General features: G+C 65.7%; 16 protein-coding genes. 9 read left to right on the forward strand and 7 right to left on the reverse strand.

What is annotated here, in order from left to right; translation table 11 throughout:
• Positions 1 to 137: 137 nt before the first annotated feature.
• Positions 138 to 413, forward strand: coding sequence for a GNAT family N-acetyltransferase (locus tag DCM80_RS29290; RefSeq protein ID WP_028136259.1), 276 nt, complete (start codon positions 138 to 140; stop codon positions 411 to 413).
• A 51-nt stretch (positions 414 to 464) separates the two neighbouring features.
• Here the strand turns inward: DCM80_RS29290 and DCM80_RS29295 are convergent, their stop codons facing one another.
• Positions 465 to 857 (reverse strand): DUF3597 domain-containing protein, encoded by a 393-nt coding sequence (locus DCM80_RS29295; protein ID WP_257194872.1) that lies wholly within the window; start codon positions 855 to 857, stop codon positions 465 to 467.
• A 334-nt stretch (positions 858 to 1,191) separates the two neighbouring features.
• Here DCM80_RS29295 and DCM80_RS29300 point away from each other — a divergent pair, with 334 nt between their 5' ends.
• The 7 genes from DCM80_RS29300 to DCM80_RS29330 all read left to right on the forward strand — a co-directional run bounded on the left by DCM80_RS29300 (position 1,192) and on the right by DCM80_RS29330 (position 8,241).
• The gene (locus DCM80_RS29300; protein WP_257194873.1) at positions 1,192 to 2,100 is read left to right on the forward strand and encodes a DUF2189 domain-containing protein; all 909 of its coding nucleotides are present in this window, start codon (positions 1,192 to 1,194) and stop codon (positions 2,098 to 2,100) included.
• 145 nt (positions 2,101 to 2,245) lie between these two features.
• A complete protein-coding gene (locus tag DCM80_RS29305) occupies positions 2,246 to 3,070 on the forward strand; it encodes a lytic transglycosylase domain-containing protein (RefSeq protein ID WP_257194874.1) in 825 nt (274 codons plus the stop codon).
• Positions 3,071 to 3,518: 448 nt separating this feature from the next.
• On the forward strand, positions 3,519 to 3,671 hold the full coding sequence (locus DCM80_RS29310) for a DUF1127 domain-containing protein (protein ID WP_007590701.1): 153 nt from the start codon (positions 3,519 to 3,521) through the stop codon (positions 3,669 to 3,671).
• A 123-nt stretch (positions 3,672 to 3,794) separates the two neighbouring features.
• Positions 3,795 to 5,222 (forward strand): methylenetetrahydrofolate--tRNA-(uracil(54)-C(5))-methyltransferase (FADH(2)-oxidizing) TrmFO, encoded by a 1,428-nt coding sequence (gene trmFO, locus DCM80_RS29315; protein ID WP_257194875.1) that lies wholly within the window; start codon positions 3,795 to 3,797, stop codon positions 5,220 to 5,222.
• 7 nt (positions 5,223 to 5,229) lie between these two features.
• Positions 5,230 to 6,324, forward strand: coding sequence for a serine/threonine protein kinase (locus DCM80_RS29320; RefSeq protein WP_257194876.1), 1,095 nt, complete (start codon positions 5,230 to 5,232; stop codon positions 6,322 to 6,324).
• Between the two features lie 97 nt (positions 6,325 to 6,421).
• Complete coding sequence (locus DCM80_RS29325) at positions 6,422 to 6,991, forward strand: CAP domain-containing protein (RefSeq protein WP_257194877.1); 570 nt, start codon at positions 6,422 to 6,424, stop codon at positions 6,989 to 6,991.
• 71 nt (positions 6,992 to 7,062) lie between these two features.
• On the forward strand, positions 7,063 to 8,241 hold the full coding sequence (locus DCM80_RS29330; RefSeq protein ID WP_257194878.1) for an aminotransferase class V-fold PLP-dependent enzyme: 1,179 nt from the start codon (positions 7,063 to 7,065) through the stop codon (positions 8,239 to 8,241).
• Position 8,242: 1 nt separating this feature from the next.
• On the opposite strand, the gene DCM80_RS29335 is transcribed toward DCM80_RS29330, so the two are convergent.
• From DCM80_RS29335 to yajC, 6 genes are read right to left on the reverse strand one after another with little or no spacing between them, the layout of a single operon-like run.
• A complete protein-coding gene (locus tag DCM80_RS29335; RefSeq protein WP_257194879.1) occupies positions 8,243 to 9,487 on the reverse strand; it encodes a threonine ammonia-lyase in 1,245 nt (414 codons plus the stop codon).
• A gap of 45 nt (positions 9,488 to 9,532) precedes the next feature.
• The gene (locus DCM80_RS29340; protein ID WP_257194881.1) at positions 9,533 to 10,396 is read right to left on the reverse strand and encodes a phytoene/squalene synthase family protein; all 864 of its coding nucleotides are present in this window, start codon (positions 10,394 to 10,396) and stop codon (positions 9,533 to 9,535) included.
• Positions 10,393 to 10,776: an Mth938-like domain-containing protein gene (locus DCM80_RS29345; protein WP_028136250.1), complete on the reverse strand. Its 384-nt coding sequence runs from the start codon at positions 10,774 to 10,776 to the stop codon at positions 10,393 to 10,395. Before DCM80_RS29345 ends, DCM80_RS29340 begins: the two co-directional genes overlap by 4 nt.
• Before the next feature lie 60 nt (positions 10,777 to 10,836).
• Entirely contained in the window at positions 10,837 to 11,856 is a 1,020-nt protein-coding gene (secF, locus tag DCM80_RS29350) for a protein translocase subunit SecF (RefSeq protein WP_028136249.1), read from the reverse strand.
• A gap of 11 nt (positions 11,857 to 11,867) precedes the next feature.
• Entirely contained in the window at positions 11,868 to 13,472 is a 1,605-nt protein-coding gene (secD, locus tag DCM80_RS29355) for a protein translocase subunit SecD (RefSeq protein ID WP_028136248.1), read from the reverse strand.
• A 47-nt stretch (positions 13,473 to 13,519) separates the two neighbouring features.
• The gene (yajC, locus tag DCM80_RS29360) at positions 13,520 to 13,909 is read right to left on the reverse strand and encodes a preprotein translocase subunit YajC (protein ID WP_257194882.1); all 390 of its coding nucleotides are present in this window, start codon (positions 13,907 to 13,909) and stop codon (positions 13,520 to 13,522) included.
• A 182-nt stretch (positions 13,910 to 14,091) separates the two neighbouring features.
• Here yajC and DCM80_RS29365 point away from each other — a divergent pair, with 182 nt between their 5' ends.
• Complete coding sequence (locus tag DCM80_RS29365; RefSeq protein ID WP_257194883.1) at positions 14,092 to 15,096, forward strand: ATP-binding protein; 1,005 nt, start codon at positions 14,092 to 14,094, stop codon at positions 15,094 to 15,096.
• Positions 15,097 to 15,172 lie beyond the last annotated feature (76 nt).

Here is a 15,172-nt window from a genome sequence, read left to right on the forward strand (position 1 = left end):
GACTGAGCGGGACACGACTGAGCGGGACACGCATTTTGCGGATATCTCCCCTGCGGCAACCTCCCTTGGTCGCACCTTGGCAAGCACCGGTTCAGGCACCTACATCGGTGAGAGACAGCACGTCGGAAGGATCTTGCATGGCCGCATCGGTACGGGACAACAAGGACAGGAGCCGCTTCGAGCTCGATGTCGGCAACGACGTCGCCTTCGCCAATTACCGGCTGACCCCGACGGCGGTGATCATCACCCATACCGAGACGCCGCGCGCGCTGCGCGGCCGCGGCATCGGTTCCGAGCTGGTCAAGGGCGCGCTGGAGCTGATTCGGCGCGACGGCCGGAAGGTGATTGCCGGCTGCGGCTTCGTCGTCGATTATCTCGACCGGCATCCGGAGGATGCGGATCTGGTGGCCTGAAGCAAAAGGGCCCGCGCGATGGCGGGCCCTTCCGTCACGACCGGCGCTCGGTCAGTGCTTGATCTCCGGCGGCAGCTTGCCGCCATTGGCGGCGAGCTTGGACATCACCTGCTTGTGCAGCCAGACGTTCATGCTGGCGGAGTCGTTCATGTCGCCGCTGTAGCCGAGCTCCTTGGCGAGGTCCTTGCGCGCCGCCAGGCTGGAATCGATGTCCAGCGATTTCATCAGGTCGACGATCGAGGTGCGCCATTCGAGCTTCTCGCCCTTGTGCGCGGCCGCCGCCTTGTCGACGATCGCCGCGACGTCGACCGCGGCCATCGGTGTGGCAGCCGGCGCCGATGCTCCCGGCGCGGCTCCGGAGGGCGAAGCTGCGCCGCCGGCGGGCGCGGCGGAAGCTGGCTGGCTTCCGAAGATCGCGCTCATGATTTTCCCAAAAATGCTCATATCTGCTCCCCGAAATTGATCCGTTGGAAGGGCCGTGAGTGGCACTTATAGACCAAGTTACTGCGTGGCGCCCGCGAAGTTCTGCGAACCGATACGCAGCATCAGCTTATCTGCGGCGAAATGACGACCGAATGACGTCGCCAAAGTTGCGCTGCGGCATCGAATCTCACCCAAGCGTGAGGGACAGGACTCGGAAATAGGCGTACGCTTTGCGCTCAGCTCGCGATGCCGTCCGCAATTCGCGTCTGGTCGGACTCGCGAAACTCAAGAATGGCGGCCGCACGCGCCGTTTGCCGGCGCCGAATTCGGCCGCTTGGCAAGGGAGCTAGCGATCATGGCCACACTCTACCCGGGCAATGCCCCCACGATGGACCGGACCGCAGATGCGGCCGGACCCGTGATCCGAACCATTGAACTCTCCGATCTGCACGATGCGCTGCGGCGCGGCTGGGAGGATTTCAAGGCCGTTCCGAGCCACGCCATCATCCTCTGCGTGATCTACCCGGTGCTGGGCCTCGTGCTCGCCCGCGTGGTGATGGGCTATTCGGTGCTGCCGTTGTTGTTTCCGCTTGCCGCCGGCTTCGCCCTGATCGGCCCGTTCGCGGCGCTCGGTCTCTATGAGCTTTCCAGCCGGCGCGAACGCTATGAGGAAGCGACCGCCTGGGACGCGATGGAGGTGCTGCGCTCGCCCTCGTTCGGCGCGATGCTCGGCCTCGGCGTGCTGCTGCTCGCTTTGTTCGTGACCTGGGTTGCAACCGCGCAAGCGATCTATATCGCAGCGTTCGGCTATGAGGGCGTCACCGGCATCTCGGACTTCATGACGCGCGTGCTGACGACGCAACAAGGCTGGTGGCTGATCGTGGTCGGCTGCGGCACCGGCTTCCTGTTCGCGCTCGCCGCACTGTGCCTCAGCGTCGTGTCATTCCCCTTGATGCTCGATCGCCATGCCGGTGCGTTCGAGGCGATGAGCACCTCGCTGCGCGTCGTCGCGAGGAACCCGGTGCCGATGGCGGCTTGGGGCCTCATCGTCGCGGTGCTGCTCGCGCTCGGCACCATTCCGGCCTTCCTCGGCCTTGCCGTGGTGGTCCCCCTGCTCGGCCATGCCACCTGGCACCTCTACCGCAAGGTGATCGTCTCGGAGCCCGGTGCACGTCCGGTGCCGCCCCCACCGCATCGTCCGCGCAAGCCGGCTGCCGACTTTCCGGCCAACCTCTTCCCCTGGCGCAACAGGCCGGACGCCTGACGATATCGTGACATGCGATCCTGCCGAGCTTGAGCTTGAATTCGGCTCGCGCAGGATCGCGCCCTGTCCCACGCCTTGCTTTGGCCGCGGTTCCGACCGAGATTGCGCCGCCGGTCAGATCGCTTCACGGAATTCATTACCTCGAATGACCTCGACGATTTCTCGTCTCGCTCTCGCAGCCTTCGCCCTCTCCGCGTCAATCCTATCCGCCCAGCCGGCGTTCGCCGCGGTTGCCTGCGGCTCGGGTAATTTCGATGCCTGGCTTGCGGAGTTCAAAACCGAAGCTGCGGCCAAGGGCATCTCGCAACAGGCCATTGCCTCGGGTCTTGCCGGCGTGACGCCGGATCAGAACGTGCTCAACCGCGACCGCTCGCAAAAGGTCTTCGCCCAGAGCTTCGAGGAATTCTCCGGCCGCATGGTGCCGCCGCGATTGGAGCGCGGCTCCAACAGGATGAAGCAATACGGCTCCGTGCTGTCGCGCATCGAGCAGGCCTATGGCGTTCCCGGCGAAGTCCTGGTCGCGATCTGGGGCCTGGAGACCGACTTCGGCGTCAACACAGGCAAGTTCGCCACGATCCGATCGCTTGCAACGCTGGCCCATGACTGCCGCCGGTCCGAGCAGTTTCGCGCTGAGCTGATGGACGCGCTACGCATCGTCCAGCGCGGCGATCTGGCGCCGGCCGAGATGAAAGGCGCCTGGGCCGGCGAGCTCGGCCAGACTCAGTTCATGCCGTCGTCCTGGATGAAATACGCGGTCGATTTCGACGGCAACGGCAAGCGCGATCTGCTGCACAATGCGCCCGATGTGCTCGCCTCCACCGCCAATTACCTCGCCGGCTATGGCTGGCAGAAGGGCAAGGACTGGCAGCCGGGCAGTCCGAATTTCGAGGTGCTCAAGCAGTGGAACAAGAGCGAGGTCTATTCCAAGACCATCGCCTATTTCGCCACCCAGCTCGCCCGCGCTCCCTGACCTGTATCCGGCCGGGCGCGAATCATACGGCCTCTCCCCCCGCTTACTTGCCAACGCCTGCCGCGCTGACCGGCGCGAGCACTCGAATCAGTCTCATAAAATGAATATATATTCATTATACCTATGCGAATCACGCAGAAGAGACTTGGGTCAGTAAGCTAGGCGATCGGCTGGCCGAGGCCTCTCCCGCAACTTATTTCCACAATGATCCAGATCACGGATGCGCTTTTAACTCCGTGATTTCACGGGGTTTTATTCATGCATATCGATGCCTGCGCGCAAGCTTTGTGCAGGAGCGCCGTCCGGTTAATCGTCCGTTACCTCCGCTATGCATCCATCGCTTAGCTGCATCGCAACATCGGAACTTTCGCACTGCACCACTCTCCTCTATATTCATTTCAACGATGAGGCCCGGGCAAGGGCTGAATCGAACTACAGGAGACTACCAATGCTGCTCTCGCTCATCCGCATGATCCAGGCCTTCCGGGACTATCAGCGCAATGTTGCCGAGCTGTCCCAGCTCAGCGATCGCGAATTGGCCGATATCGGCCTCGATCGCTCGGACATCCCGCGCGTTGCCGCCGGTCAGTATCAGGGCTGAAATCGTTCAGCCCAACCGGACGAACGATAGCGCCCGCCTCGTGCGGGCGTTGTCGTGTCTGGAGGTAGAAAACTCGATCTCGGCGATTCCACTGGCCACCGAAAAGCGCTACCTGTCCGCCCCATGACAGGACCCCTATCCAACCCCGTGCACGTGATCGGCGCCGGCCTCGCCGGCTCTGAAGCCGCTTGGCAGGTGGCGAAGGCGGGCGTGCCCGTGGTGCTGCACGAGATGCGGCCGACCCGCATGACCGAGGCGCACCGCACCGACGGGCTCGCCGAGCTCGTCTGCTCCAATTCGTTCCGCTCGGACGATGCCGCCAACAATGCCGTCGGCCTGCTGCACGCAGAGATGCGCCGGCTCGGCTCGCTGATCATGCGCGCGGCCGACGCCAACCAGGTGCCCGCCGGCGGCGCGCTCGCGGTCGACCGCGACGGCTTCTCGGCTGCCGTCACCAAGGCTCTCGACGACCACCCCCTGATCGAGATCGCCCGCGGCGAGGTTTCCGGCCTGCCGCCGGCCGATTGGAGCAACGTCATCGTTGCCACCGGTCCACTCACCTCCGCTCCGTTGGCCGAGGCCATCCGCGCGCTGACCGACGAGAACGCGCTCGCCTTCTTCGACGCGATCGCGCCGATCGTGCACCGCGAGTCCATCGACATGTCGGTGGCCTGGTTCCAGTCGCGCTACGACAAGGTCGGTCCCGGCGGCAACGGCGCCGACTACATCAACTGCCCGATGACCAAGGAGCAGTATGACGGCTTCGTCGCTGCGCTGATCGCCGGCGAGAAGACCGAGTTCAAGGAGTGGGAGACCAACACGCCCTATTTCGACGGCTGCCTGCCGATCGAGGTGATGGCGGAGCGCGGCCCCGAGACGTTGCGGCATGGCCCGATGAAGCCGGTCGGTCTCACCAACCCGCACGATCCCGCCACTAAGGCCTACGCGATCGTGCAGCTGCGCCAGGACAACAAGCTCGGCACGCTCTACAATATCGTCGGCTTCCAGACGAAGCTCAAATACGGCGAGCAGCAGCGCATCTTCCGCACCATTCCGGGGCTGGAGAACGCCGAGTTCGCCCGCCTCGGCGGCCTGCATCGCAACACCTTCCTTAACTCGCCCAAACTGCTCGACGGTCAATTGCGCCTGCGTGCGCAGCCGCGCTTGCGCTTTGCCGGCCAGATGACGGGCTGCGAGGGCTATGTGGAATCGGCCAGCGTCGGCCTGATCGCCGGTCTCTATGCGGCTGCGGACGCGCGCGGCGAGCCGCTCGTCGCCCCGCCTGGCACGACCGCGCTCGGCGCGCTGCTCGGCCACATCACCGGCGGCCATATCGAAACCATCGAGCCGGGCACGCGCTCGTTCCAGCCGATGAACGTCAATTTCGGCCTGTTCCCGCCGCTCGCGACCGTGCCGACCAGGAAGGCCGACGGCACGCGGCTGCGCGGCAACGAGAAGACGGTGGCCAAGAAGCAGGCGCTGAGTGCGCGGGCGCTCGCCGATCTCGATCGCTGGATCGCCGATCATCTGCGCATCGCCGCCGCCGCGTGAGTTGTCGATGAGCCTCCCCAAAGACGACGCCGCAGCGCTTTCGGCACGCTGGACCGAGGGCGTGCTGCTCAAGCGCGACGTGTTCTCGACCGTCGAGCGCGGCCGCTTCCGCGGCGAGAGCGGCGAGGTCGATGCCGTGCTGCGCCGGCTCGACGAAGTGCCGTGGTGGTCGTTCCTGCTGGCGCGGCATCTGTTCGCCCGCGAGAAGCATGCTCTGGCGCGCGCCAAGGGCCTCGATGTCGGCCCCGAGCTGCTCTGGGCCGGACAGCGCGCCCTGGTGCGTGGCTTCGTCGACGGCGCCGCATTGCACCTGGCAAAGCCCCATGGCGACCTCGCCTATTTCCGTTCGGCCAAGGCGGCGCTGCGCCGGCTGCGCCGTGCCGGGATCTGCCACAACGATCTCGCCAAGGAGCAGAACTGGCTGGTCGGCCGCGACGGACGTGCCTATGTGACCGACTTCCAGCTCGCGGCCTGCTTTGCGCGCCGCGGCCGGCTCTACCGCATCCTCGCCTATGAAGACCTTCGGCATCTGCTCAAGCACAAGCGCACCTATGCTCCGCAGGCGCTGACACCGCGCGAGCGCAAGATCCTCGCCAAGAAGTCGTTCGCGGCGAGCCTGTGGCTCGCCACCGGCAAGAAGGTCTACCGCGCCATCACGCGCGGCCTGTTCAACTTCACCGACCGCGAAGGCGGCGGCCGCCGGCTGGTCAATGATGCGCCGGTGCTGACTGCGTTGATCCGCAAGAATCCGGCCGTGCGCGATACCGCTATCGTCGCCTTCGCCGACCGCCGCTCCGGCGTCGGGCTCTATGCCTTCGTCGAAGCCGATCAGACCGCCCTCGAGGGCCAGCTGCGGAGCGAGCTCGCCGCCGCCAAGGGCCCGAAGCCGCCGGAACACATCCAGGTCGTGCACGCGTTGCCGCGCGACACCAGCGGCAAGCCGCGCACCGAGATCCTGCAGCTGGTTGCCATGAACCAGCTCGACCTGATCGAGCCGATGATGAAGAACGACCAGGACCGCGCCTTCCTCAAGGACATCCTGGAACAACGGAAAAACCTGCGCGACCGCTTCAACTTCGAGGCGGACCTGCCAACGAGCTGACCGGGCTCCCCGCGCCTTGAAGCGTCCACATTGGCGATAGAGAAGCGGCTCGGATCATTCGGGGCGTGGCGGGATCATGGGCATTGAGGGGACGGTGATGCGTCGTGTCGTTGGCGGCCTGATCGCGGGCTTCCTGCTGCTCATGGCCGCGCCCGCAATGGCGGACTCGCCCGCCGAGCTGATCTCGAACTTCCGCCTCAAGCACGGAGAAGTCCGTGTCGTCCGCGATGCCATGCTCGACCGCATCGCCATGGACCAGGCCCGCGCGATGGCCGCCAAGGACAATCTCAGCCACGACGCCCTCGGACCGTTCAACCGCCGCGTCGCGCCGGCCGGCGCGGGCCGCGCCGCCGAGAACATCGCCTACGGCTACGACAATTTCGAGAAGACGCTGGGACAGTGGATCGACTCGTCCGGGCATCGCAAAAATCTGTTGCTGCACAACGCCTCCCGCGTCGGCATCGCCAGCGCCAAGAACGCCAGCGGCAAGCGCACCTACTGGGCCATGGTGATCGCGGGCGACTACGAGAAGGGCAAGGGCAAGAAGAAGGACAAGGAGCCGGTCGTCGCCGTGAAGCGCGAGGCTGCGCCTGCCAGCAAGCCCAAATCCGAGTCCAAGCCCAAATCCAGCAGCTGCCACATCAAGCTGCTCAGCCTCTGCATCTGAGGTGGCCATCTTGCTCGCGGCCGGCCACGCGCCTAATTCGTATACGAGAGCGCAAGCAGCGGAGAGCATGAGTGATCGACATCGACCGAATTCGTGCCGACACGCACGCCACCTCGCGCCTCACCTATCTCCACAACGCCGGTGCGGCCCTGATGCCGGCGCCAGTTGTCGCGGCGTTGAAGGGGCACATTGATCTCGAGAGCGAGATCGGTGGCTATGCGGCCGCCGACCGCGAGGCGCAACGGCTTGATTCAGTCTACGGCTCGGTGGCGCGTCCGCTCAATGCCGCACCCGACGAGATCGCCCTGGTGGAGAACGCCACTGTCGCCTGGCAGATGGCGTTCTATTCGCTGCCGTTTCGCAAAGGTGACCGGATCCTGACAGCCGAAGCGGAATACGCGGCCAATTACGTGGCGTTCCTTCAGGTCGCCAAACGCACCGGCGCTGTCATCGATGTCGTGCCGAGCGACGCCACGGGCGAGCTCGATGTCGGCGCGCTCGAACGCATGATCGACGAGCGGGTGAAGCTGATCGCCGTGACCTGGGTTCCGACCAATGGCGGGCTGGTCAATCCGGCCGCAGCGATCGGCAAGATCGCGCGGGCGCACGGCATCCCCTATCTGCTCGACGCCTGCCAGGCGGTCGGCCAAATGGAGGTGGATGTCGAAGCGATCGGCTGCGACATGCTGTCGGCCACGGGGCGTAAATTCCTGCGCGGCCCGCGCGGCACGGGATTCCTCTACGTTCGCCGTGCCCTGCTGAAACAGCTCGAGCCGCCGATGATCGACCATTTTGCGGCGCCCTGGGTCGCGCGCGGCGCCTATCAATTGCGCGACGACGCCCGGCGTTTCGAGAACTGGGAGAACAATTACGCGGCCCGGCTCGGCCTGGGCACGGCTGTCGACTACGCCCTCGCGATCGGCATCGGCCCGATCGAGCAGCGCTGCCGCCTGCTGGCCACCAGACTTCGCAGCGGCCTCGCCGGCATCCGCGGCGTCACCATTCGCGACCTCGGACGCACGCCGGGCGCGATCGTCAGCTTCACGATGGACGGCCACGAGGCGGAGGATATCGTCCGCAGCGCCGCCGCGGCCGGCATCACGATCGGGGCCTCGGATCCTGCAAGCACCCGCATCGATGCCGAAATGCGTTCGCTGCCGAACGTCGTGCGGGCCTCCCCGCACTACTACAACGCGGAATCCGAGGTCGACCGCTTGATCGAACACCTCGCGGGATTGGCGCGGCGATAGGTCAGCTGCAACGCGCACTCAAGCCGGATGCGCTGAGCCTCGCCATCACCTCGTCGAGATGCGCCGCGTCGCGGGTCTCGATGACGAGCTGCAACAGCGTCGCCTTGGCCGGCAGCTCGGAGAAGGTGCGCTGGTGCGAGACTTCGATGATGTTGGCGCCGGCTTCGGCGAGCAGCGCGGCCACCGCGGCCAATTGTCCGGGTCGGTCAGGGATATCGAGCGACAGCTGGGTCAGCCGTCCTTCGCGCGCGAGCTCGCGCGTGAGCACGGATGCGATCAGCCGCGTATCGATATTGCCGCCGCTCAGGACGAGACCGACCTTCTGGCCGGCGAAGCGGGGCGGATCGGACATCAGGGCGGCAAGGCCGGCGGCGCCGGCGCCCTCGACGACCGTCTTCTCGATCGAGATCAGGGTCGCTACCGCGCGCTCGAGCTCGGCTTCGTTCACCAGCGCAATGTCGTCGACGAGGCGGCGGACGATTTCGGTGGTGATCTTGCCCGGCGATTTCACCGCGATGCCTTCGGCCAGCGTATCGCCGCGCGCCGGCAGATTGCCGCCGTGAATGGCGTTGTACATCGAAGGATAGAGCCAGGCCTCGACGCCCAGAATTCGCAATGACGGCTTGATCGACCTCGCGGCGATGGCGATGCCGCTGATCAGGCCGCCGCCGCCGATCGGCACGACCAGCGTATCGAGCCCGGGGACCGCTCGCATCATCTCCAGCCCGACAGTGCCCTGCCCCGCGATCACGAGCGGATCGTCGTAGGGGTGGACGAAGATCATGCCGCGGGCTTCGCCGTGCTGACGCGCGAACGCGGCCGCCTCCTCCAGCGTCGCGCCGGTGACGACAACTTCCGCGCCGTGGTGCCTGGTGTTCTCGACCTTCACCATCGGCGTGCCGATGGGCATGACGATGGTGGCGGGAATGCCGAGCCGCCTGGCGTGATAGGCGACGCCCTGGGCGTGGTTGCCGGCGGACATCGCGATGACGCCGCGCGCACGCTCTTCCGGCGTCAGCGCGGTGAGACGATTGAGCGCGCCGCGCTCCTTGAACGACGAGGTGAACTGGAGGTTCTCGAACTTGAGCCAGATCTCGCAACCGCAGATGTTGCTCAGCGTGCGGCTGTAGCTGCAGGGCGTCTCGACGACGGCGCCGCGAATGATGTCAGCGGCGGCATGAACGTCACGAGGTGCGACCGGAAAGCCGCCGAGATCGGACGATGTGATTTGGGACAACTCAGCCATGGGACAGCATAGAGCATTGGGCGGTTCGAGGCGATAAGCCAGCCGCTATTTGGTAAATTCCCGGGAACGTGAAGCCCGCCACAGCGTCCACAGCGTGCGCAGCCGCGACGTCGGCTGCAGTGCGAACGGATTGCGGCCGGGCTGCGACAGGCGCTTGAGATCCGTCCTGACCTGGCTCAGCGGCAGAAACGCCGGGCGCGCCGCTTTCGGCACGTCCGCCAGCAGCGACAAGGCCGTGGTCAAATGCTGCTGCGCCTCGCCGGCGAGTTGCTCCAGCACAGCCCGCAGGTTCGGCGTCTCCTTGCCAGCAAAGACGTCTTCCATCCGGCAGCCATGGCTCTCCAGCACCTGCTGCGGCAGGAACAGCTGCCGGTGCGAGGCATCGCGCGGCAGGTTCACGATGACCTGCGCGATGCCCTGCGCCAGCCCGGCATGCCGGGCGAGATGTTCGACCGCCTCGGACGGCGGCGCCAGAATCCGCGCCGCCAGACCAAACAACGCCGAACAGGTCGCGGCCAGATAGCCCTCCAGCGCCGCCATGGTCGGCATCGGATCGTTGTAGAGGTCGAACTGGTGCTCCTCGACCAGCAGCGACAGCGGCTCGACTGGCAGATTAAAATCACGGATCGCACGCAGCAATTCGGCAGCAACCGGATTGCCCTCGGCGCTGCCGTGGACGAGGCCTGAGAACAGGTCGGTCCACCATTGAAAGCGAATCTCGCCGGGCAAGGGCTGGCTGACCTGGTCGCGGACGCGGACGATCTCGACGTTGAAGGCGTAGAGCGCAAGCAGCGCGCGGCGCTCGGGGGCGGGCACGAACAGCGTCGCGGCATAGCGCGGAAAGTCGTGGCGGCGCACGAGATCGGCGCAGAAGGCGACGGAATCGGGCGGCGGCGCGCCGCTGCTCATGGCACCGCGATCAGCGCAGCCGCGACCCGCCGCCGCTCGCCGATCATGATGTTGTAGGTGCGCACGGCGGGGCCGGTCTGCATCGTGTCCAGCACCACCCGCACCGCCTTCAAGGCCTGGCGCAACTCCGGGGGCGGCAGCCAGAGCCCGGTTCCGGTGCCGATCAGGAGCGTGTCGATGCCGCCCGCGGCTGCGAACACCCGGTCCAGCGAATAGCGGTCGATCTTCTGGGGATCCGTCACGTCCCAGGCCCAGATCGCCTCGGGCAGGCACAGTAGCGAGCCCCGATGCGACATCCCGGCGAAGGCGAAGCCGCCCTTGCCATAGGCATCGATCGGCGCCGAGCGCGGGAAATGCGGTGCGTTGGGATCGCCGGCCATGTGCTTCGTCCGAATGAGCCTATTGCCCTCGCAAACGCCTGCGAGGGCATGCGGTTCGGATCACGCCTTGCTTTTCTTCGCCGGCGGAGCCTCGTCTTTCGCATCCTCGCGATGCTCGCCGACGCCGAGATAGATCAGGATCGGGGCCGCAATGAAGATCGAGGTATAGGTACCGACCAGCACCACGCCGAACATCATCACCGCGGTGAAGCTGTGAATGGCATGGCCGCCGAACAGCAGCAAAGCCAGCAGCGCCAGCGTCACCGTGAAGTGGGTGATGATCGAGCGGGACAGCGTCGAGTTGATCGACTCGTTGAGCAGCTGCGGCATCGGCATCTTCTTGTAGCGACGCAGCATTTCGCGGATGCGGTCGTAGATGACGACGGTGTCGTTGAGCGAATAGCCGAGGATGGTCAGAAGCGCGGCGATGCTGGTGAGGTCGAAATCGACCTGGCTGATCGACATGAAGCCGATCGTCAGCACGATGTCGTGCACGTTGGCGATCATGGCGCCGAGCGCGAACTGCCACTCGAACCGGAACCAGAGATAGATCAGGATCGAGACGATCGCGAGCATCAGGCCAAGCATGCCGTAGGCCAGGAGCTCGCCGGCGACACGCGGACCGAGCACCTCGACGCGGCGATATTCGATGGAATCACCGAGCGCGGTGCGGACCTTCTGCACGGCATCCTGCTGCGCCTTGTCGCCGCCGGGCTGTTCGGCAACGCGGATCAACACGTTCTCGGGGCCCCCGAACTGCTGCAGCTGGATCTCGCCGAGGCGCAAGCCATCCAGCGTCGTGCGCATCGCCGCGATATCGGCGGCGCCGGACTTGGCCCGCACCTCCAGCAGCGTGCCGCCCTTGAAGTCGATGCCGAGGTTCAGCCCATGGGTGAAGAACAGCGTGATGGCGACGATCGAGAGCGCCGCCGAGATCGGGAAGCTGATGCGGCGGAAGCGCGTGAAATCGAAATGCGTGTCGTCGGGGACGATGCGCAGCGACGGCAGCACGCCGAGCGCGGCGACCACGGTGAGGACGGCAATCAGAATGCCAAGCCCGATGAGAACGTAGTATGTCACGGTCTTAGCTCCTAGATCGGCACGCTCTGCGGCCGCTTCCACCGCACCCACCAGGCGACGATCAGCCGGGTCAGGGTGAAGGCGGTGAACACCGTGGTGATGATGCCGATGCCGAGTGTCACGGCGAATCCGCGCACCGGGCCGGTGCCGATGTAGAACAGCACCGCGGCGGCAATGAAGGTGGTGATGTTGGAATCGAGGATGGTCGCGAGCGCCCGCTTGAAGCCGGCATCGATCGCCGAGATCGCGTTGCGGCCGCCACGCAGCTCCTCACGGATACGCTCGTAGATCAGCACGTTGGAGTCGACCGCGATGCCGACGGTGAGCACGATGCCGGCGATGCCGGGCAGCGTCAGCGTGGCGTTGAGCAGCGACAGCAGGCCGAAGATCATGGCGACGTTGATGGCCACCGCGATGTTGGCGAACACCCCGAACAGCCGGTAGGTCAGCAGCATGAAGATGACGACGAGGATCGAGCCGACGTAAGCCGCCAGCTCGCCCTTCTCGATCGAATCCTGGCCGAGGCCCGGACCGACGGTGCGCTCCTCGACCACCGTGAGCGGCGCCGGCAGCGCGCCGGCGCGCATCAGGATCGCGAGATCGTTGGCGGACTGGACCGTGAAGCTGCCGGAGATCTGGCCCTGACCGCCGGTGATCGGCTCGTTGATCCGGGGCGCGGAGATCACCTTGTTGTCGAGCACGATCGCGAAAGGCAGCCCGACATTCTCTTGCGTGGCCTGCCCGAACTTGCGCGCGCCCGAAGTATTGAACTTGAAGCTGACGACCGGCTCGCTGGTACGCTGGTCGAAGGTCGCCTGGGCATCGATCAAATCGCCGCCGGCGACCAGGACCTGCTTCTTGACCACATAGGGCGTCGGCGGCGGCGACGCGCTCATCAGCAGCTCGGAATCCGGCGGCAACCTGCCCTGCTGCGCCTGGTCCGGCGACACGGTGGTGTCGACCATGCGGAATTCCATCTTGGCGGTCTCGCCGAGCAGCTTCTTCAGGCGGGTCGGATCCTGCAGGCCGGGGACCTGCACCAGGATACGGTCATTGCCCTGGCGCTGAATCACGGGCTCGACGGTACCGAGCTCGTTGACGCGGCGTTCGACGATCTGGATCGACTGCTCGATGGTCTTGCGCAGACGATCGAGCATGGCGGCCTGCGGGACGCTGAGGCGGATCACCCCGCCGCCGGCATCGCTCACCTCGAGGTCGCGCTGACCGCTCGATCCCATCAGGCCGCCCAGCGGCTGAGATAATTCGCGCAGCTTGGCGAGCGCCGCCTGCACGTCGGATTCCTTGGTGATGCGAACTTCGGCCGCGTCGTTGCGCACGGTGACGCCGCCGGTGAATCCGATCTTGGCATCGCGCAGCGTCCGGCGGACGTCGTCGCGGACCTGGTCCAGCCGTTCCTTCTTCACGTAATTGGAGTCGACCTCGAGCAGCAGGTAGGAGCCGCCCTGGAGGTCGAGGCCGAGCACGAGCCGGCGCTGCGCCCAGGCCGGCCAGGTCTTGACCTGGGCCTCGGGGAAGAAGTTCGGGACCGCGCAGAGGCACACGATCAGCGCCGTCAGGATGATCCCGAGCGCCCTCCACCGCGTGAAATACAACATCGACTGGACCTGTCAGATCAGGAGACTTGAGATGCTCGCGAACGCGTTCACTTCGACGCGGCGTCGTCCTTGGCACTATCCTTGACGGCGTCCTTCGCGCTGTCCTTGGATTCCTTCGCCGGCTCGCCCTTGGCGCGCACGCCGGATATCATCTGGCGCATCTGCCGCACCCGCACGCCGTCGGAAATCTCGAACTCGATCTGGTCGTCGTCGACGACCTTGGTGACCTTGCCGACGAGGCCGCCCGAGGTCACGACGGTGTCGCCGCGGCGGATGTTCTTAACGAGGTCGGCGTGCTCGCGGACCTTCTTCTGCTGCGGACGCAGAATCAGGAAGTACATGATCACGAAGATCAGGGCGAACGGCAGCAGCGACATCAACATGCTGTTGGTGTCACCGGCGCCCGCGGCCTGGGCATACGCAGGGGTAATCAGCATTCGGACGATCCTCGTGAGAAACGGGGGAAAACCGGTCAGGCCTTCAAAGGCAACCGGTTCGGTCAAATTCGCGCGGACTATAGCGGCCATTGCCCCAATTGCAACGCTGCCAGACCGCCCTTTTAGCCACCTTGCGGCGGCCCTTCAGGCCCGATAAGGCTGCGTTCTCAGGAACTTCGGACATGCCCAAAAACCCCAGCAAAAGCCCGGCCGGCAAAGGCCCCCGCACCCCTGCCGGAAAGCCGGCCCGCGTCGCGGCAAATCGCCCCAAGGGCAGTCCCAAGAGGACCGTCAAAGCCCCTCGCGAGGCAGCCCCCAACCTGTCCCAGGAGCGCATCGTCCGCGCGCTGGAGACCATTGCGGCGCACCTCTGCGCCCAGGCCAAGCCGGCCGTCTCCGCCGAGTCGTTCGACCGGGCCGATGCCTATGTCTGGCACCCCGACGGCCGCCTCGCGCCCGTGCCGCGGGTCAGCCGCGTCGAGCTGTTCCTGCTCAAGGGCATCGACCGGATGCGCGACATCCTGATGGAGAACACCGAGCGGTTCGCGGGGGGCCTGCCCGCCAACAACGCCCTGCTCTGGGGCGCACGCGGCATGGGCAAATCGTCGCTGGTGAAGGCCGCGCATGCCAGCATCAATGCGGACCGCAAGCTGGCTGAGCGGCTGAAGCTGATCGAGATCCACCGCGAGGACATCGAAACGCTGCCGATGTTGATGGAGAAGCTCCGCGACGCCAGCTTCCGCTTCATCGTGTTCATCGACGACCTCTCCTTCGACGGCAATGACGCGTCCTACAAATCGCTCAAGGCCGTGCTCGAAGGCGGCATCGAGGGCCGGCCCGAGAACGTCGTCCTCTACGCCACCTCCAACCGCCGTCATCTGCTGGCGCGCGACATGATCGAAAACGAGCGTTCGACCGCGATCAATCCCGGCGAAGCCGTCGAGGAGAAGGTGTCGCTGTCCGATCGCTTCGGCCTCTGGCTCGGCTTCCACCGTTGCAGCCAGGATGAATACCTCGCCATGGTGCGCGGCTATTGCAGCCATTTCGGCGTCAAGGTCGACGACGAGGCGCTGGAGCGCGAGGCGCTGGAATGGTCGACCACCCGCGGCTCACGCTCGGGCCGCGTCGCCTGGCAATTCGTGCAGGAGTTGGCGGGCCGGCTCGGCGTGAAGCTGACGGCGAAGTAGCAGAAGCCGTCGCCGTGCCTGGCTCTGTCATTCCCCGCGCAGGCCGGGAATCCAGTACGCCGCGGCTTATCGGCTC

Origin of the sequence: Bradyrhizobium sp. WBOS08 (assembly GCF_024585125.1) — a bacterium.
In the GTDB taxonomy this organism is placed as follows: domain Bacteria; phylum Pseudomonadota; class Alphaproteobacteria; order Rhizobiales; family Xanthobacteraceae; genus Bradyrhizobium; species Bradyrhizobium japonicum_B.